Genomic DNA, 19,243 nt, shown 5'->3' with positions numbered 1-19,243 from the left:
TTCGTCTGGAACCGCTGGCCTGCCCTACCCGCGGGGTAACGCGGTTCCGGACGAGTTACAGCGCCGCGCGCCTTTCGGCTCGCGCGGCGCTGAGGTTTCATGCCGGGCGCTCAGGCGGCCAGGCGAGCAATCCGCTGCAGCCGCTTCAGCGTGGTGTCATCCTGAAGCGCCTGCTGGAACAGCGTGATCTCGTGGTCGATGCGGTCGCACAACACGTCCGTATCTCCCTTGAGAAGGCTGCGCGTCTGCAGCAATGCCGCAACAGGCTTCTTGGCCAGCTGTTTCGCCCTCGCCAGCGTTGCTTCCTCGGCGCTGCCTTGCGTCACGATCTCGCCGACCAGGCCAAGCGCCTTGGCGTCTTCGACGCCCAGCGTATCGCCCAAGCAGAAGAAACGGAAGGCGCCGGCATAGCCGAGCTTCTGGGGCGCCAGAATGCTGGTCGCCGCGTCCGGCACCAGGCCAAAATCGACGAACGGCACCCTGAAGGTGCTGCCCCTGGAAGCGATCACCATGTCGCAATGGAACAGGATGGTGCAGCCGACGCCGACGGCATCGCCGTCGACGCAGGCAAGGACCGGCTTTGGGAAGGTCGCCAACATGCGGAACATGTCGGTGACGGCGGCGATCAGCTCTCGGTGCTTGGTGGCGTCGAGGAACTCCGAGAAGTCCCCGCCAAGGCAGAAGCACCCGGCAAGGCCGCGCAGCATGACGACGCGGACCTCGTCGTTGACCGCCGCATCGCGCAAGGTCCTGGCAAGGCTCGCATAGGCGTGCCTGTCGAGCACCGGTCGGCCGTCATGCGAGGACACGGTGACGACCAGCGTATGGCCGCGCAGTTCCGGTTCGGGATGGAAACTCATGACCGCCTCCATCACGAAGCCTGCTTGAGGCCGAGCAGACCGGGATAGCCCCGGTTCAGCACCGGCAGATGGTGGTTGCGGCGGGCCCGCACGACATCGAGCGTATGCTCGGTGAAGGTGAGCAGCGTCGCCACGACCTGCTGGTTGCCATAGGTGCGCTGGTAACCGAGCGGCGTCGCCAGGAAGTGCAGTTGCAGAGCGCGCAGCACCCACATCGGCTCGAACTCGATGATGACCTGGTTGACGTTGCGCTTCAGGCCCCATTCGACGAAGCCGGCGATCAGCTCGGTGCCGACTGTCGAGACGCCGCGTTTGCCGTCGCGAAAACCCGGAGCCACCGCGTAGCGGGTCAGTTCCCAGACATTCGGCCCCGAGGGGGACGGTCCTTCGCAGAGATCCGACAGAACATCCGTCAGAAGATGCGGCCGTGTGGTCGGCAGCATGCGCTGGTAGCCAGCCAGTTCGCCGTTGCGGATGACGAGGTGGTGTTCGGCTTCGTCATGATCGAACTGGTCGATCTCGAGCTGGTCAGGACGGTCGAGATCGGTCCAACCCATCTCCTCGACGAAGATCTTGTAGCGCAAGCGATGGACCGCCTCCCAAAGGTCGGGGCGTTCCATCAGTTCCTGAGTGGTAAGGGCAAAAAGCATTAGCCGTCTCCTGGGCTTAAGAGGAAGATACGGCCGTGATGTCCCTTAAAATATTGCGCGAAGGCGCAGGCAAGAATTTCCAGGTCGGCACGGCCGACCTAGCTAATATAACCGCGCCTAATCGCCTCCGCGACCGCCTGTACCCGATTGGCTGCGCCGAGTTTGCTCTTGGCGTTAAGAAGGTGTTTCTCGGAAGTGTGTTCCGAGATGCCGAGGATTTGCGAGATCTCCCATTCGGACTTGCCGACGGCGGCCCATTGCAGGCACTCCCGCTCACGCGCCGTCAATTCTATGTGATCGATGACGCTGTCGGCCTTGGTGTGCAGTTGCATGGCACGGCCTATCGCATAGGTCGACGCGAGCGATACCATTCCGAATTCCGCATCCGACAATTCAACGGATTCGCCACCCAGCGAGACCATGACGATCTGGCCGTCGAGCGTGACCAGCGGAAACGCCAGGCCGTCGCGCAGCTTGAACTCGCGGGCGTCGCCCATGACTTCGTCGCTGTTCTTGTCGATCAGGGCGTTCTTGGAAGCGTCCCGCCACTGGAACGGCGCCTGAAGCTGCTTCATGTGGCTGACGACCGGGTCGTGGTCGACATAGTTGCGCGCCACATAGCGCTCCAGCCATTCGCCGGGCCAATCGCAAAGCATCACATGCTGTTTCTGCCGGCCGCGCGGCGTGCCCGGCTGCGGCACGGTTCCCGCCATCAGTGCGGTCAGGCCGAAGCTCGAGGTGATGCCGAGCAGCCTCTCGCAGACCGCGGCCGCGGTGCCAGCATGCTGCAACTGGTCTATGTATTCCAGCGTTCTGTCGAACAGGCCCATCGCAACATCTACCCCATGTTGCTTCTGCTTTTTCATTACCGACGGTAGATGCCCGACCCCCCCTTCGTCATCAACCCCCGCGTCGCAATCTCCTCAGCAAAACCGGCAGTTCCCCCCTTCCGGCACGCAAGGTCACTTGCACACGTGCTAAAGCATACGCTCAATTTGGCGGCTTGAAATCAAAAACCGTTGTGCCTGCCCCCCTTTTCATACGAAAAGCCAAGAAAGCTGTCTGGGCGGAGCCTTATCGTGAAATTGCGGTGGATTTTTCTGGCCCTGATATCGGCACTGACCGGCGCGCTGCCCCTTGCCGGACCGACTCAGGCGGCGGAGCCGCAGGTGCCGGTGCTGTGGGACGCCAAGGAACGGCTGCCGAAACCCGATCTCTCCGCGCTGCCGCGGCTCAGATTCCTCACCACCACCGATTTTCCGCCGTTCAACTTCCTCGACGGCGCCGGCCGCCTGTCGGGTTTCCACATCGATCTGGCGCGGGCGATCTGCGCGGAACTGGGCGTCGCCGAAAAGTGCCAGGTCCAGGCTTTGCCGTGGAACGAACTGGACGATGCTCTCCAGAAAGGCGAAGGCGAGGCGATCATCGCCGGCATCGCCGCGACACCGGACAGCCGAGAGAAATACGCCTTCTCGCGCTCCTACATGCAATTCCCGGCTCGCTTCATCATGCCCAAGGCGAAGGCCTTCGCCGAGCCGATCCTCGACAAGCTGCGAAGCAAGCGGGTCGGCGTCGTCGCCGGCTCGGCGCATGAGAAAATGCTGCGGGACTACTTCAACACCGTGCAGGTGGTGACCTTCGACACGCCGGAAGACCTCTATGCCGACCTCAAGGCCGGCAAGGTCGACGCCGCCTTCGGCGATGGCATGCGCTTTGCTTTCTGGCTGGGCGGCTCGGACGCCGCCGGCTGCTGCCGCTTCGCCGGCGGTCCGTATCTGGCGCCGGAATATCTGGGCTCGGGCATGGCGATCGCCACCCGCAAGAACGACACAGCGCTTGCCGCCGCCTTCGACTACGCGCTGCAGGAAATCTCGATCAAGGGCACCTTCGCCGAGTTTTACCTGCGCTATTTCCCGGTGAGTTTTTTCTAACCGGTTATTCAGCAATTCCGAACAGAAGGCGCGGCGAAGTCGCCGAGCCTAACCGCTCAGACTTTTCCTGGATTGCTTCATGTCAGCGAGCGCAAGCGCGCCTTGGCCGCGCGGGCGATCGCGGCGACGGTCAGCGTGTCGAGGTCGAGCTTGAGGCGGATGAGCTGGAGGACGCGCACTTCCTCCATGCGCATTTCGAGATCGACGGCGGCAACCTCGAAAGCAGCCGCATAAGCGGTGTCGCGCAGCCGCTCCGGCAGCGCCTCGGCGACGCGCGCCAGCACGCCTTCCAGCCCGTCCTTCTCATGCAGCGCCTTCTGACACGCCTGCGCCACTGCAACCAGCCTGTCCTGGTTGAAGTCGACGAACACCGGCCAGGAGCGGACGACGTCGCCGATCCGCTGCAGCTCGACATCGGTCATGTCGCGATCGGAGGCGGATGTGATGACCATCAGGTGGATCAGGGCTTCGTGCGGCGTCAATGAAGGCATTCAAAACTCCTGAAGGCGGCGCGCATGTCATCTTTCCAAAACCGTGACACACTTTTGGATGACATGCACTGGATGATGGGCCCGAACGTAGGAGCGCTATCGCGGCGTCGCAAGGAAAAGCGCCGCAAATCGTTGACGCTCCAGCCTGTCACGCCTAGAGACCGGTCGACAAAACCTTATCCGCCGCGAAGACGGCCATGACTGGAACTTTGACATGACGGGATCAAACATCATCGATCTCACTCCCGAGATGCTTGCCGCGGCGGCCGAGAGCAAGGCCTGGCCGTTCGAGGAAGCGAAAAAAGTCATCGCCCGCTACAAGGGCAAGGACTTTCCCGAGACCGTCCTGTTCGAGACCGGCTATGGCCCGTCCGGCCTGCCGCATATCGGCACCTTCGGCGAGGTGGCGCGCACGACCATGGTGCGGCATGCCTTCCGGGTGCTGACGCAAGATAAGGTCAAGACCAAGCTTCTGTGCTTCTCCGACGACATGGACGGCATGCGCAAGATCCCGGAGAGCGTGCCGGACCGCGCCGCGCTTGAGCCCTATCTGCATATGCCGCTTACCTCGGTGCCCAATCCGTTCGGCGGCGACTATGCGAGCTTCGCCGACCACAATAATGCGATGCTGTGCCGCTTTCTCGACACGTTCGGCTTCGACTACGAATTCGCCAGCGCAACGCAGTACTACAAGGCCGGCCGTTTCGACGAGGTGCTGCGGCGCGCCGCCGAACGCTATGACGAGATCATGGGCGTGATGCTGCCGACGCTCGGGCCGGAGCGCCAGGCGACCTACAGCCCGTTCCTGCCGATCTCGCCGAAGAGCGGCCGCGTGCTCTACGTGCCGATGACAAATGTCGACGCCAAGGCCGGCACCATCACCTTCGACGACGAAGGCACCGAGACGACGCTGCCTGTCACCGGCGGCCGTGTGAAGCTGCAGTGGAAGCCGGATTTCGGCATGCGCTGGGCGGCGCTCGGCGTCGATTTCGAGATGTTCGGCAAGGACCACCAGACCAACGCGGCGATCTACGACCGCATCTGCAACATCCTCGGCGGACGCGCGCCGGAGCATTTCGTCTACGAGCTGTTCCTCGACGAGGAAGGCCAGAAGATCTCGAAGTCGAAGGGCAACGGCCTGACCATCGACGAATGGCTGACCTACGCGCCGACGGAGAGCCTCGGCCTCTACATGTATCAGCGGCCGCGGCAGGCGAAGAAGCTCTATTTCGACGTCATCCCGAAGGCGGTGGACGAGTATTACGCATTCCTTGGCGCCTATCCGCGCCAGGACTGGAAGGAGCGGCTCGGCAATCCGGTCTGGCACATGCATGACGGCAGCCCGCCGGCCATCGACCTGCCGGTGCCTTTCGCGCTGCTGCTCAACCTGGTCAGCGCCTCCAATGCGCATGACAAAGCGGTGCTGTGGGGCTTCATCTCGCGGCATGCGCCGGGCGTGACGCCGAAGACGCATCCGGAGCTCGACCGCCTGACCGGCTACGCGATCCGCTATTTCGACGACTTCGTGAAGCCGACCAAGGTCTACCGCGCCGCCGACGAGGTGGAGCGCGAGGCGCTGGCCAAGCTCTCCGACGCGCTCGGCGCGCTGCCGCAGGGCGCCGACGGCGAAGCGATCCAGAACGCCGCGCTCAATGTCGCGCGCAAGATCGAGCGCTACCAGGATCATTCCAAGCAGAGCCCGGAAGGCGGACCCGGCGTGTCGGTCGCCTTCTTCCAGATGATCTATCAGGTGCTGATCGGCCAGGAACGCGGGCCGCGCTTCGGTTCCTTCGCGGCGCTTTACGGCATCGCCGAGACGCGCGCGCTCATTGAGCGGGCGCTGGCTGGTCAACTGGCGGCGTAACCGCGCCGCCATCGGCCGGCAGCATCGAATCCGGCGCGACCGGCGCCGGCCCTGACGCGGCCGGCAGCGCCGGCAGACCGTCAAGTTTTGGCGCCGGGCCGAAAATACCTTTCCTTGCGGCGCGGGCCTTGTCCCCGGCCTCGACATAGGGACCGCCTTGCGCCGCGCGCGCCCAGCCATTCTCGACCAACCACTGGCCGATGTCCTGGTTGCCGATATGGCATTCGGCGGTAATGATGTCGCGGCCGCCGTCCGGCGGCACCGTGCAGGCGACCGCACGGCCACGCAGGAAGGCGCGGAAGGCTGTTCTGGCGCGCGTGCCGCAGGCCCAGCTCTTGCCCGCGTCGCTACAGGTTTCGTCGGCTTTGACGACGTCCACGCCGGACACGGCGACCGCGTAGCCCTTCGACTCGATGAGCCCGGCGGCGGTGGCGACCGGCTGGAACAATTTTGTGCCGTTCCAGTCGCCTGGCATCTTCGTTTTGGGCGGCTTGGGCGGCCCGGCCAGCGCCAGATCACTGAGCGGCGCGCGCGGTTCCACGCGTTCGAGTTCCTGGTCAGACAGGTCCGGCGGCGCCACGACGTCGGGATCGATGGCCCTCGAATGAGCGGCGGGCTTCGGTGGCTGCGGAGCGGCCGGCGCTGTAATGGCCGCAGTGGCCGGCTCTTGCGCGGCATCAGAAGCGGAAGGGGTGTCGCCGCCGGTTGGAAGGGCATCGGCAATGGGATCGATCTGATCGACCGTGACGGCGCTTTCGTGACCCTTGACCGTCTGTCCGCCGGCAACAACGAGAGCCGCCATCACGGGAATTGCCAGAACCGCCAGGGCTGTTTGAAGAAGCCGCACCGGCCCGGGGCCCTACTGGCTCGCCCAGACGATGCGCGCCATCCATTCGATATCGCGCGTCGGAATGTCACGGTCCGGATGGGCGGGGTTGAGCGAAACCAGCACGATCGATTTCACCGTTTGCCGGTCGAGCACCTTGGCCATTACCTCGCCGGCGGTGGTCTTGACGACGACACGATCGCCCTTGCGCGTCGGCGCGCCCGGTTCCACGATCAGAACATCGCCATTGCGGTAGAGCGGCAACATGGAATCGCCCTGCACCTGCAGCGCGTAGGACGTCTCGGTCGCCCGCGCCGGCAGCTCGACCAGATCCCAGCCCTGCCCCGCCGGATAGCCGGCATCGTCGAAGAAGCCTCCCGCGCCGGCCTGGGCGAAACCAAGCAACGGGACGGCGCTGCGCTGTTGGGCTATGGAGACTTCGCCGCGCCCTTCGACCAGTCCGGTGAATTCCTCGAGCGACGCGCCGGTGGCCTCGATGATCTTGGCCAGCGATTCGGTCGAGGGCCAGCGCGGCCGGCCATCGGACGACAGGCGCTTCGACTTGTTGAAGGCCGTCGAATCGAGGCCCGCGCGCCGGGCAAGACCGGAAGCCGATAGCGAATAGCGCTCGGCGAGAGCGTCAATGGCGGCCCATACGCGGTCGTGTGAGAGCACGCGCGCTCTCCTTCAAACAGGAAAAAATGCCTCAAGCCTGTCTAGCGCGCGACCACACCATTGTCTACCGGTAGCGGCGGACCGGGATGGAAAGTGATACGCAGGCACAGATGTGCGTGGTTCCGCACACTAATCGAGCCGGCCTTCGTCGCCGACCCTGTAGGGGCCACGGCTCGACGCCGTGGCCATGGTGCGGGCCATTCGCCCCCAGACATACATCTTGGGTTGATCAGGCCGCCTCTCGGACCTCGCCCTTCCGGTAAGGGTCGAAGCGCTCGTAGAAGGTCTCGCCCTTCTCGGCCATGTCGAGCAGAAGCTTCGGCGCCTTGAACTCGGCGCCATACTTCTTCTGCAGCCCCTTGGCGATCTTGACGAAACGCTTGGCGCCGATGCCGTCGATGTAGGATAGCGCGCCGCCGGTAAAGGGAGCGAAGCCGAAAGCGAGGATCGAGCCGACGTCCGCCTCGCGCGGATCGGTAACGATGCCTTCTTCCATCACCCGCGCCGCTTCCAGCGCGATGGTCACCAAGAGGCGCTGCTTCAGCTCCTCATAATCGACCTTTTCGGGCTTCAGCTGCGGATAGAGATCCTTCAGGCCCGGCCACAGCTTCTTCTTGGCGGGCTTTGCCGGATAGTCGTAGAAACCCTTGCCGTTCTTGCGGCCGAAGCGGCCATGCGTGTCGACCATGGTGTTGATCAGCGCCATCTGCTTGGGATCGACGGCCTTGTCGCCCAGATCCCTGATGGTCTGCTTCATGATCTTCTGGGCGAGGTCGACGGCCGTCTCGTCGGTCAGCGCCAGCGGGCCGACCGGCATGCCGGCAGCCTTGGCGGCGTTCTCGATCATCGGTGCAGGCACACCTTCGATCAGCATCTTATAGGCTTCCGACATGTAGCGCAGCACGCAGCGGTTGACGTAGAAGCCGCGCGTATCGTTGACGACGATCGGCGTCTTCTTGATGGCGCGCACGAAGTCGAAGGCGACGGCCAAGGCCTTGTCGCCCGTCTTCTTGCCGAGGATGATCTCGACCAGCATCATCTTGTCGACCGGCGAGAAGAAGTGGATGCCGATGAAGTTCTTCGGCCGCGCCGAATTCTTCGCCAGCGCCGTGATCGGGATGGTGGACGTGTTGGAAGCGAAGATCGCCGACGATTTCAGCACCGCTTCGGCCTTCTCCGTGGCTTCCTTCTTGACGCTCGAATCCTCGAAGACCGCCTCGACGACCAGATCGCAGCCGGCAAGGTCGGCATAGTCCGCCGTCGGGGTGATCAGCGACAAAAGCTTGTCCTTGTCCTCGGGTTTGGCACGGCCCTTCTTGACCTGATCGGCCATCAGGCCGTCGGAATGCGCCTTGCCCTTCTCGGCCGACGGCAGATCGCGGTCGAGCAGCACCACGGGAATGCCGGCTCGTGCGGTGACATAGGCGATGCCGGCGCCCATGAAGCCGGCGCCGAGAATGCCGATCTTCTTGAACTTGGTCTCCGGCACGCCGGTCGGCCGGCGTGCGCCCTTGTTCAGTTCCTGCAGCGAGACGAACAGCGAGCGGATCATGGCCGCAGCTTCCTTCGACTGCATGATCTCGGTGAAATAGCGCTGCTCGATCCTAAGCGCCGTGTCGAACGGCACCAGCAGGCCTTCATAGACGCATTTCAGGATCGCGGCCGCGGCTGGATAGTTGCCATAGGTTTCGCGACGCAGGATGGCGATCGCCGGCGGCCAGAGATTGGCGCCGGCCGCCGAATAGATCGGACCGCCCGGCAGCTTGAAGCCCTTCTCGTCCCACGGCGCGACCGGCTTCAGGCCGTTCCGGATCATCGCCTTGGCGGTCTCGACCAGTTTCGAAGGCTCGGCGATCTCGTGGATCAGGCCCATCGCCTTCGCCTTTTGCGGCGTCAGGTTCTGCCCGGTGGTCAGCATCTGCAGCGCCTGCTGCTGGTCGGTCAGCCGCGGCACGCGCTGGGTGCCGCCGGCACCGGGGAAGATGCCGATCTTCACTTCGGGCAGCGCCATCTTCACCTTGTCGGAATCGGCGGCGATGCGGCCATGGCAGGCGAGCGACATCTCGAAAGCGCCGCCCATGCAGGTGCCGTTGATCGCCGACACAAACGGCTTGCCGCAGGTCTCGATCTTGCGGAACAGGCCGGTCATATAGCCGGCATTGTCGAACAGCGCCTTGGTCGCCTTGTCGAGGTCCTTCTCCTTGTCGACGGCAAAGGTCGCCAGCATCTTCTGCAGCATGGTGATATCGGCGCCGCCGGAGAAAGAGTCCTTGCCGGAGGTGATGACCGCGCCCTTGATGGCGGCATCGCCGGCCACATGATCGACTATGGCGTTCAGCTCGCGCATCACCTCCTCGGTGAAGACGTTCATCGAACGGTCCGGCATGTCCCAGGTGATCAGCGCTATGCCGTCGGCGTCCACGTCGAGGGTGAAATTGGTGTAGCTCATCGTCTCTCTCCCTCAGACGCGTTCGATGATGGTTGCGGTGCCCATGCCGGCGCCGATGCAGAGCGTGACCAGCGCGGTGTTGAGGTCGCGGCGCTCCAGCTCGTCCAGCACCGTGCCCAGGATCATTGCGCCGGTGGCGCCGAGCGGATGGCCCATGGCGATCGCGCCGCCATTGACGTTGATCTGGTCGTGCGGGATGTCGAAGGCCTGCATGTAGCGCAGCACGACGGAGGCGAAGGCCTCGTTGAGCTCGAACAGGTCGATGTCCGACTGCTTCATCTTGGCGCGCTTCAGGAGCTTCTCGGTGACGTCGACCGGACCGGTCAGCATCAGCACCGGTTCCGAGCCGATATTGGCGAAGGCGCGGATGCGCGCGCGCGGCTTCAGTCCCATCGCCTTGCCGGCCTTCTTGGAACCGAGCAGCACGGCGGCGGCGCCGTCGACGATGCCCGAGGAATTGCCGGCATGGTGGACGTGGTTGACCTCCTCGACCTCGGGATGCTTCTGCACGGCGACCGCGTCGAAGCCGCCCATCTCGCCGGGCATGACGAAGGACGGGTTGAGCGAGGCTAGCGACTGCATGTCGGTCGTAGGCCGCATGTGCTCGTCATGGTCGAGGATGGTGAGACCATTCTGGTCCTTGATCGGGATCACCGAATTCTTGAAACGGCCCTCGCCCCAGGCCTTGGCGGCGCGCTTCTGGCTCTCGACGGCGTAGGCGTCGACGTCGTCGCGGGAAAACCCGTATTTGGTGGCGATCAGGTCGGCCGAGATGCCCTGCGGCACGAACCAGCCGGGCAGGCCGACGGAAGGGTCCATGAACCAGGCGCCGCCGGACATGCCCATGCCGACGCGGGACATGGATTCGACGCCGCCGGCGATGACGATCTCGTCCGCTCCTTGCGCGATCTTGGCGGCGCCGAAATTGACGGCGTCGAGACCCGAGGCGCAGAAGCGCGATATCTGCATGCCGGGCGCCGAGGTCGCATAGCCGGCCTCGAAGGCGGCTGCACGCGGAATGACGGAGCCCGCCTCGCCGACCGGATCGACACAGCCGAAGATGATGTCGTCGACATTGCCGGTGTCGAGCCCGTTGCGGTCGCGCAGCGCCTCGAGCGTCCTGGCGGCGAGCCGCACCGCCGGCACCTCGTGCAGCGAGCCATCCTTCTTGCCCCTGCCGCGCGGCGTGCGCACGGCGTCATAGACGTAAGCCTCAGTCATTTTCGTGCTCCTTGGCTTTGCCGGCCGCCGCGCTCACAGAGAGCGCCCGATCAGCAATTTCATGATTTCGTTGGTGCCGCCGTAGATGCGCTGGACGCGGGCGTCGCGGTACATGCGGGCGATCGGATATTCATTCATGTAGCCATAGCCGCCGTGCAGTTGAAGGCATTCGTCGACGACTTTGCCCTGCAGATCGCTGAGCCAGTATTTGGCCATCGAGGCGGTCACCGGATCGAGGCCGCCGTCGATATGGCGGGCGACGCAGTCATTGTAGAAGACGCGGCCGATCGTGGCCTCGGTCTTCAATTCGGCCAGCTTGAACTGGGTGTTCTGGAACTCGATGACCGCCTTGCCGAAGGCCTTGCGTTCCTTGACGTAGTCGATGGTGAGCGCCAGCGCCCGCTCGATCATGGCGATCGCCCCGGTGCCGATCTGCAGCCGCTCCTGCGGCAATTGCTGCATCAGCTGGACGAAGCCCTTGCCTTCCTCGTCGCCAAGCAGGTTGGAGGTCGGCACGCGCACGTCGTTGAAGAACAGCTCGGACGTGTCGTTCGACTTCAGCCCGATCTTGTCGAGGTTGCGGCCGCGCTCGAAGCCCACCACCTCATCGGTCTCGACGACGATCAGCGACGTGCCCTTGGCGCCCTTGTCCGGATCTGTCTTGGTGACGACGATGATCAGGTTGGCGAGCTGGCCATTGGTGATGAAGGTCTTCGAGCCGCTGATCTTGTAATGGTTGCCGTCCTTCTCGGCGCGGGTCTTGACGCCCTGCAGATCGGAGCCGGCGCCGGGCTCCGTCATGGCGATGGCGCCGATCAGCTCGCCGGTCGCGAGCTTGGGCAACCATTTCTGTTTCTGCTCTTCGGAACCGTAATGCAGGATGTAGGGCGCTACGATCGAATTGTGCAGGCCGATGCCGAAGCCGTCGACGCCGACATGGCCGATCGCCTCGATGATGGCGCTCTCATGCGCGAAGGTGCCGCCCGAGCCGCCGTATTGCTCCGGCATGGAAGCGCAGAGCAGGCCGGCCGCTCCCGCCTTCAGCCAGCTCTCGCGGTCGAACATCTCGTTCTTCTCGAACTCGTCGTAACGCGGCGCGATCTCCTCGGCCATGAAGCGCGATGCCATATCGTAGAGCATGCCGACCTCGTCCGCCGCCCAGGCGGGCTTTGGAAGACCAAGAATTTCGGCTGGATTTGTCGCCACGATTTCCTCCGCGTTCCGACACTTGTGGGCCGGCGGTGCCCGGCCCGCCGAACCTAGAACGCTTCCGCCGGCAGCGCCATCAGCGTGTCCGCGCCACTCGATATGCGGGCGAGACGCGCCGCCGTTTCCGGCATGACGCGCTCCATGAAGAAGCGCGCGGTCGTGAGCTTGGCGTCGTAGAACGCGCCAGCACCGTTGGCGCCGTCCGCGAGCTTCGCCTCAGCGGATTTCGCCATTTGCGCCCACATGTAGCCCAGCGCCACCAGGCCGAAGAGATGCATGTAGTCGCTCGAGGCCGCACCGGCATTGTCGGGCTTGGCCATGGCGTTCTGCACCAGCCACATGGTGGCCGCCTGCAGGTCGTTGAGGCCCTTCTTCAGCGCCTTGGTGAAGGGCGCCATCTTCTCGTCGGCGCGGTTTTCCTCGCAGAACTCGCCGACTTCCTTGAAGAAGGCCTGCACGGCGCGACCGCCATTCTGCGCCAGCTTGCGGCCGACGAGGTCGAGCGCCTGGATGCCGTTGGCGCCTTCATAGATCATGGCGATGCGGGCGTCGCGCACGAACTGGCTCATGCCGTGTTCTTCGATGTAGCCGTGGCCGCCGAACACCTGCTGCGCCATGACCGCGTGGTCGAAACCCTTGTCGGTGAGCACGCCCTTGACCACCGGGGTCATCAGGCCGGTGTAGTCGTCGGCCGCCTGGCGGTCCTTGTCGTCGCCGGAACGGTGCGCGACGTCGGACTTGATCGCCGTCCACAAGGCCAGCGCGCGGCCGGCCTCGTTGAAGGCCTTCATGGTCATCAGCGAGCGGCGGATGTCGGGATGAACGATGATCGGGTCGGCCTTCTTGTCCGGCGCCTTGGCGCCCGACAGCGAGCGGCCTTGCAGGCGGTCCTTGGCGTAGGAGACGGCGTTCTGGTAGGCGATCTCGGAGACCGAAAGCCCCTGCAGGCCGACGCCGAGTCGGGCCTCGTTCATCATCGTGAACATGGCCTTCAAGCCGCCGTTCAATTCGCCGAGCAGCGTGCCCTCCGCCTCGTCATAATTCATGACGCAGGTCGAGTTGCCATGGATGCCCATCTTCTCCTCGATCGAGCCGCAGGAGACGGTGTTCCTCTCACCGGGATTGCCCGAGGCATCGAGCTTGAATTTCGGCACAATGAACAGCGAGATGCCCTTGACGCCTTCCGGCGCGCCTTCGGCGCGGGCAAGCACCAGGTGGACGATGTTGTCCGCCATGTCGTGCTCGCCGGCGGAGATGAAGATCTTCTGGCCGGAGATTCTGTAGCTGCCGTCGCCGTTGGGAACGGCCTTGGTGCGCAGCAGGCCAAGGTCGGTGCCGCAATGCGGCTCGGTCAGGTTCATGGTACCGGTCCAGGTGCCCTCGATCAGCCTGGGCAGCCATGTCGCCTTCTGCTCCTCCGTGCCGTGGGTGACGATCGCCGCGATCGCGCCTTGCGTCAGGCCGGGATACATCATCAGCGCCATGTTGGCGGAAACCATATATTCGGAAACAGCCTGGTGCACCGTGTAGGGCAGGCCTTGGCCGCCGAACTCGACGGGTGCCGCAAGCCCCATCCAGCCGCCTTCGCGATACTGGTCGTAGGCGTCCTTGAAACCCTTCGGCGTCGTTACCGAGCCGTCGTCATGGCGCACGCAGCCTTCCATGTCGCCGACGCGGTTCAGCGGATGCATGACGTTTTCGGCCAGCTTGGCACCCTCGGCGAGGATCGCCTCGAGCACGTCGGGCGTCGCATCCGAGAAGCCCGGAAGATTGGAATAGCGCTGATAGCCAAGCACATCGTTGAGCACGAACAGCGTGTCCTGGATCGGCGCCCTGTAGATCGTCATGCCTTCCTCCGCCCTTACGGTCCCGGCCCGACCAGCAAGTCGCCTGTCCACATCCTGGACAGGAGGCCGGGGCCAATGTCGATGCCCCGATAGCAAATATTGACGTTTGCGTAAACGTCAACTTCGTCGCAGTCAAAAATTTTGTGAGTGGTCAGGCATCCTGGCGACAAAAAAGCCGCGCGGCTATGGCCACGCGGCTTTCAGTTTTCGGATTGTCGCCGTTGAACGCGTGCGTTCACCCGGCGGCGCTTGCCTGCGGCGCCGCGGTGCGCTCGACGAGCATCTGGCGCACGACGGACATCGAGTTGCTCAACTCGCCGATGGCGTCGTCGATCAGCGCACGCTGCTTCTGCAGGCGGGCGAGTTGCTTCTCCGACTTGTCGAGGGCCAGCCGCAACTGCCTGGTGTTGGTGCCGGTCGGATCGTAGAGATCCATCATCTGCTTGACGTCGCGCAGCGAGAACCCCACCTTGCGGCCGAGCAGGATCAGCTTCAGGCGAGCCTTGTCGCGGCGCGTATAGAGACGGGTCGAGCCGTCGCGATGCGGATTGAGCAGGCCCTTGTCTTCATAGAAACGCAGCGTGCGCAGCGTCACACCGTATTTCTTGGCCATCTCGCCGATGCGGACGAATTCCTCGCCGGCTTCGACCGGGATCTCATTGGTATTGGCCGCGGCTTCGCCGGGCGAAACAAGTTTCATGGTCACTGGCTTTCCCCTGGCGGCGTCGCGGTCGCGGACCAAGCGTCGCCTGAGTGGAAGCGGGGGCGTGCTTCCAATCGTGGTTGCAACAAGTCAATCGCAAGAGGCACGGTTCGCACCTTTTACGTTTACGTCAATCCTATATCGACAGCCGCAAGGTGACGCAAGGGCGTTGTCAAAACGGAGCTTTATGCCGCACCAGTCAGGCGGCTCACGATTGTGCGCGGCTTCTTAAGCTTGGTTAACGCCTTGTTTACCACGTTGGGCGAAATGTGCGCATGTCGGTCACCCGTGTTTATCCTGTAGAGAATTTTTCACGGTTTTCGAAGCGTGGGTGAAAACCCGGGAAGCCCGTCTTCCTCCGCAGCAAAACCGCTCGGCTCGCTTCGTTTCCGACAGGCTAATGGGAGACCGGCCTCCGGCCGGCCATTCTGAACACGGGCGCATCGATGAACAGCAAGCGGTCCTATCTCGATACACTCAATGCCGGCAGGCAACGCCGGCCGCACGCCTCGCTCGAAGAACTGAACCGCTCGCTCGAAACCCTGGAGCAGCGGCTGGACCGCACGCGCGCCGACATGCCCGATCGCCCCGACCTGCGGCGGCCGCCAGTCGAGCCGCGTTATCCAAGCACGCAGCCTTACGGCCAGCCGCGCTGGTACGAAGACACCTATGCCGCGCAAAGACCCTTGGACCGGCCGCAGCAGAACCCGGCGGCGCAGAATCCTGGCTCACAGTATCAGCGGCCGCAACCGCGCGCGCCGCAAAGTCCGGCGCCCGCCGCGCCCGCCTTCGACCAGGGCTATCAGGCGATCGCGCGTGACATCGACCGGGTGCGCGGCCAGGAAGACAGCGTCGCCATGGTCGGCAAGATCGCCGTCGAATTGCGCGGGCTGCGCGAGGAATTGCGCCACCAGATGACCGCCGGCCTGCAGCGCGAATTCGAGGCGTTTCGCCAGGACATCGACCGCGCCATGCAGCGCGGCGCCAACGGCCTGCCGGATAAGAGCAGCGCCGAGCTCGGCCTCGAATTCGAGCGGCTTTCGGGCGCCATCCAGACACTGGCCGAAAAGAGCGACGACCGCAGCGTCAACCTGCTGCGGCTGGAACTGGAACAGGTGAAGGGCGCGCTGGACACGCTGGCACGCGAGGAAAGCGTGCAGAAGGTCGACCGCCGCTGGGACGATTTCGACCGCCGCTGGAGCGCCTTCGAAGACCGCGTCGACGCCGATCAGCGCAAGCGCGCGGAAGGCCCGAGCCTTTCGGTGCTGACCGACCGGCTCGAACAGATCAGCAGCGCCGTCAACAACCTGCCGGAATCGCTTTCGCTGCGCTCGCTGGAGGAAAAGGTGCGCACGCTTGCCGGCGCGGTCGACCGTTTCGCCAGCCAGCAGACTATGCGCGGCGGCGAGACGCTGGCCATGATCGACGAGCGGCTGGACGAGATTTCCCGCGCCATCGTCGCCTCGACGGTGGCCGCGCAGGCCAATGCCTTCGACCCCGAGACCTTCGGCCGGATCGAGAAGCGCATGGCTTCGCTGGCGGCGCAGATCGAAGAGGTTGCGCAGTCGCGGCCCGGCGCGGAAGTCATTGATCACCTCAACCTTCTTACCAGCCGTGTGGATCAGTTGGCCGGCAGGGCAGACCTGCCCGAGCAGGCCATGGAGCGGCTCGGTAAGCAGATCGCCTTGATCACCGACAAGATGGACCGCGCGCAGGCCATGCCCGACGCCGATCATATCTTCCAAGGCCTGGAACAGCGCTTCGAGGCACTGTCCATGTTAATCGAGCGCCGCCAGGGCGATGCGATGGAACAGGGCAATATGCTGTTTCGCGATCTAGAGCGTCGGCTGGACGAGGTCGCGGACCGGCTCGACCAGCGCATGCGCCAGGATGAGAGCGCTGGCATCATGGAGGTGATCGACGCCCGCTTCACCGCTTTGGCCAAGCGCATCGAGACACGCACGCCGGATCCCGCCAACGACGCGGCGATCCGCGGGCTGGAGAGCCGGCTCGAGGATATTTCCAGCCGGCTGGAAATGTCCGCGCAGCAGGTCGCGGGCATCGATCCGGCGCTGATCCGCAGCCTGGAGGCGCAGGTCGCCGGCCTGTCGGAGCATCTTTCCAAGCCCGGCACGCCGCTGCCCGAATTCGAGGACATCAGCCCGCGCCTCAACGAGATCGAGAAGTCGCTGGCGGGCACGCGCGATTCCATCCTGACCGTGGCGCGCGAGGCGGCTGAGAGCGCCGTCAGATCGCTTGCCGACTCGACGTCCAGCACGGCCCAGAGCAACGCGACCGCCGTTGCCGGCCTCGCCCAGGACCTGAAGACGCTCGAAGCGCTCACCCGCCGCTCCGACGAACGCAACTCGCGCACATTCGAGGCGATCCACGATACGCTGCTCAAGATCGTCGACAGGCTCGGCTCGCTCGAATCGGACGAGACCAGCGAAGCGGTCAGCGAACTGGTGGATCCGCAGCCGGCCGGCAAGCGCGGCGGCCGCGGCGGTAAGATCGCGGTGCAGGACGCGCCTTCGATGGATATCGACCAGCCGCTGCCGCTCACGGGGGACATGGCCGGTCTCGAAGGCCGTGCGGCTGCGATCATGCGCGATGAGCCAGACGCGCCGCGCACGCCTGCCGAGGCCGCGGCAGCAGCAGCCATGGCGGCCCTCGGGCCGGATGCGATCGGCGACAAGAGCGAGACGGCCGGCCGCAGGAGATCGATGTTCAGCGGCCTGGCGCGCGCTTTCAAGGGCAAGAAAGATGCGGACACGCAGCCGCTTGCCGGCTCTGCGCCGGTCGGTGACGTGCCAAGCGTCGACATCGACGAGCCGCTCGACCCCAAGGCCGCCAACCGGCCGTTGGAGCCCGGTTCCGGCGCGCCGGACCTCAACGCTATCATGAAACGCGTGCGCGACGAGCGCGGCGGCCAGCCGGTCAAGCGCAACGAGAGCGATGCCGCCAAGTCCGATTTCATCGCCGCGGCCCGCCGCGCGGCCCAGGCCGCAGCCGCGGAAGCCGACACGCTGAAGCGGCAATCGACCCTGACCGGCCCGGTGAAGGCGCTGAGGATAGGCGACCTGCTCAAGGCGCGGCGCAAGCCGATCCTGATGGCGGCGGCCGCGATCATGATGGCGCTGGCCGGCCTGCAGCTGGGCAAGGCCTTTTTGTCAGATCCGGTCGAGACGGCCAACAACCAGCCCGCACCGGTCGTCTCTCCGCAGACGGTCGACACGGAAACAGCACAGGACGAAAGCGGTCCGGCCCGGCCCGTCAGGCAGGCCGAGCCCGTCAAGGACGCGGCACTCGCCGCTTCTACGTCTTCCAGTCCCGAAAATGCCGCAGCCATGCCCGCCGAACCGGCGCCCGCGCCAGTGGCGCTTGCTGCGCCTGCCGCGCCGGTGCCGGCTCCCATGGCTTCGGCAACGCCGCCCGAACCCGCCGCCGCAGCCGTCTCCGCGGCGGATACGGATGGCGACACGCAGCCGATGGCCAAGGACCCCATGACGGCCAGTCCGGCAGCCGAGGGCGCCGCCGCCAGCACACCGACGGCCACTTCCGTCGACACGACAGGCGCCGTGCCGCCGGCCGGGAGCCAGGCAGCCGCGGCCAAATTCGATATCCCTTCCGAAATCGGTCCGGTGGCGCTGCACGACGCGGCCGCCGGCGGCGACGCCAAGGCGCTGTTCGAGATCGGCTCCCGCTATGCGGAATCGCGCGGCGTGAAGGAAGACATGAAGGCGGCCGCCAAATGGTACGAGCAGTCGGCCGAGCTCGGCTTCGCGCCGGCCGAATACCGCATCGGCAATTTCTACGAAAAAGGCATCGGCGTCGCGCGCGACATCAAGAAGGCCAAGACCTACTATCAGCTCGCCGCCGAACAGGGCAATGCCAGCGCCATGCACAATCTGGCGGTGCTGTTCGCCATGGCGGCGGACGGCGTGACCGACAATGAATCGGCGACGCACTGGTTCCAGGAAGCCGCCGACCTCGGCGTCAAAGACAGCCAGTTCAACCTCGGCATCCTGGCCGCCAAGGGCGTCGGCATGAAACAGAACCTGGAGGAATCCTACAAGTGGTTCGCGCTCGTCGCCAAGACCGGCGACAAGGACGCTGCGGCCAAGCGCGACGAGATCGCCAATGCGCTCAGGCCCGAACAGCTCGAGCGGGCGCGCGCCGCCACGGAATTGTGGAAGGCCAAGCCGCTCAACGCGGCCGCCAACTCGGTCGACGTTCCGGAGTCCTGGCAGGACAGCACTCCGCAGACGACCGCCGGCATCGATATGAAGAAGGCGGTGAAGAACATCCAGCTGATCCTCAACAAGAACGGCTATGATGCCGGGGGCGCCGACGGCGTGATGGGCGGCAAGACCAAGACCGCCATCATGGCCTTCCAGACCGACAACAAGATGAAGCCGACGGGCGAGATCGACGCGCCGCTCGTCAAGGCGCTCTTGGCGCACAAATAACGGCGGACGCGTCGCATATGCGACGCCCTGCCACACATTTGCCTGTTA

General features: G+C 64.7%; 14 protein-coding genes. 3 read left to right on the top strand and 11 right to left on the bottom strand.

All coding sequences use genetic code 11. From position 1 onward, the window contains the following. Nucleotides 1–110: 110 nt before the first annotated feature. The 3 genes from LB552_RS06700 to LB552_RS06690 all read right to left on the bottom strand — a co-directional run bounded on the left by LB552_RS06700 (nt 111) and on the right by LB552_RS06690 (nt 2,340). Nucleotides 111–860 (bottom strand): enoyl-CoA hydratase-related protein, encoded by a 750-nt coding sequence (locus LB552_RS06700; protein ID WP_140845695.1) that lies wholly within the window; start codon nt 858–860, stop codon nt 111–113. 11 nt (nt 861–871) lie between these two features. After that, nucleotides 872–1,510 carry an acyl-homoserine-lactone synthase gene (locus LB552_RS06695; RefSeq protein WP_095765902.1) on the bottom strand — a complete coding sequence of 213 codons (639 nt, stop codon included), beginning with the start codon at nt 1,508–1,510 and terminating at the stop codon, nt 872–874. Nucleotides 1,511–1,608: 98 nt separating this feature from the next. Continuing rightward, on the bottom strand, nt 1,609–2,340 hold the full coding sequence (locus tag LB552_RS06690; RefSeq protein ID WP_095765903.1) for a LuxR family transcriptional regulator: 732 nt from the start codon (nt 2,338–2,340) through the stop codon (nt 1,609–1,611). Between the two features lie 249 nt (nt 2,341–2,589). Between LB552_RS06690 and LB552_RS06685 the strand changes: the two genes are divergently transcribed. Next, nucleotides 2,590–3,441 (top strand): transporter substrate-binding domain-containing protein, encoded by an 852-nt coding sequence (locus tag LB552_RS06685; RefSeq protein WP_411965611.1) that lies wholly within the window; start codon nt 2,590–2,592, stop codon nt 3,439–3,441. 77 nt (nt 3,442–3,518) lie between these two features. On the opposite strand, the gene LB552_RS06680 is transcribed toward LB552_RS06685, so the two are convergent. Further along, entirely contained in the window at nt 3,519–3,932 is a 414-nt protein-coding gene (locus tag LB552_RS06680; protein WP_140845694.1) for a tellurite resistance TerB family protein, read from the bottom strand. Nucleotides 3,933–4,146: 214 nt separating this feature from the next. On the opposite strand from LB552_RS06680, the gene LB552_RS06675 reads away from it, so the two are divergent. Next, entirely contained in the window at nt 4,147–5,796 is a 1,650-nt protein-coding gene (locus LB552_RS06675; protein ID WP_224603034.1) for a lysine--tRNA ligase, read from the top strand. On the opposite strand, the gene LB552_RS06670 is transcribed toward LB552_RS06675, so the two are convergent. The 7 genes from LB552_RS06670 to LB552_RS06640 all read right to left on the bottom strand — a co-directional run bounded on the left by LB552_RS06670 (nt 5,759) and on the right by LB552_RS06640 (nt 14,723). Beyond that, nucleotides 5,759–6,643 (bottom strand): thermonuclease family protein, encoded by an 885-nt coding sequence (locus LB552_RS06670; protein ID WP_411965609.1) that lies wholly within the window; start codon nt 6,641–6,643, stop codon nt 5,759–5,761. The two genes, LB552_RS06675 and LB552_RS06670, sit on opposite strands and share 38 nt — an antisense overlap. Nucleotides 6,644–6,655: 12 nt before the next feature. Further along, nucleotides 6,656–7,297: a helix-turn-helix transcriptional regulator gene (locus LB552_RS06665; protein WP_224603030.1), complete on the bottom strand. Its 642-nt coding sequence runs from the start codon at nt 7,295–7,297 to the stop codon at nt 6,656–6,658. A gap of 229 nt (nt 7,298–7,526) precedes the next feature. After that, on the bottom strand, nt 7,527–9,746 hold the full coding sequence (locus tag LB552_RS06660; protein ID WP_224603028.1) for a 3-hydroxyacyl-CoA dehydrogenase NAD-binding domain-containing protein: 2,220 nt from the start codon (nt 9,744–9,746) through the stop codon (nt 7,527–7,529). 12 nt (nt 9,747–9,758) lie between these two features. Beyond that, nucleotides 9,759–10,967 (bottom strand): acetyl-CoA C-acetyltransferase, encoded by a 1,209-nt coding sequence (locus tag LB552_RS06655; RefSeq protein ID WP_224603026.1) that lies wholly within the window; start codon nt 10,965–10,967, stop codon nt 9,759–9,761. Nucleotides 10,968–11,000: 33 nt separating this feature from the next. Further along, nucleotides 11,001–12,173, bottom strand: coding sequence for an acyl-CoA dehydrogenase family protein (locus LB552_RS06650; protein WP_224603024.1), 1,173 nt, complete (start codon nt 12,171–12,173; stop codon nt 11,001–11,003). 53 nt (nt 12,174–12,226) lie between these two features. Then, nucleotides 12,227–14,023: an acyl-CoA dehydrogenase gene (locus LB552_RS06645; protein ID WP_224603022.1), complete on the bottom strand. Its 1,797-nt coding sequence runs from the start codon at nt 14,021–14,023 to the stop codon at nt 12,227–12,229. A 235-nt stretch (nt 14,024–14,258) separates the two neighbouring features. Continuing rightward, complete coding sequence (locus tag LB552_RS06640) at nt 14,259–14,723, bottom strand: MerR family transcriptional regulator (RefSeq protein ID WP_095766190.1); 465 nt, start codon at nt 14,721–14,723, stop codon at nt 14,259–14,261. Between the two features lie 449 nt (nt 14,724–15,172). On the opposite strand from LB552_RS06640, the gene LB552_RS06635 reads away from it, so the two are divergent. Beyond that, complete coding sequence (locus LB552_RS06635; RefSeq protein WP_224603020.1) at nt 15,173–19,195, top strand: SEL1-like repeat protein; 4,023 nt, start codon at nt 15,173–15,175, stop codon at nt 19,193–19,195. Nucleotides 19,196–19,243: the final 48 nt, after the last annotated feature.

It is taken from the genome of Mesorhizobium sp. CA7 (assembly GCF_020165015.1).
GTDB lineage: Bacteria > Pseudomonadota > Alphaproteobacteria > Rhizobiales > Rhizobiaceae > Mesorhizobium.
This window is presented reverse-complemented; position numbering and strand designations above follow the sequence as displayed.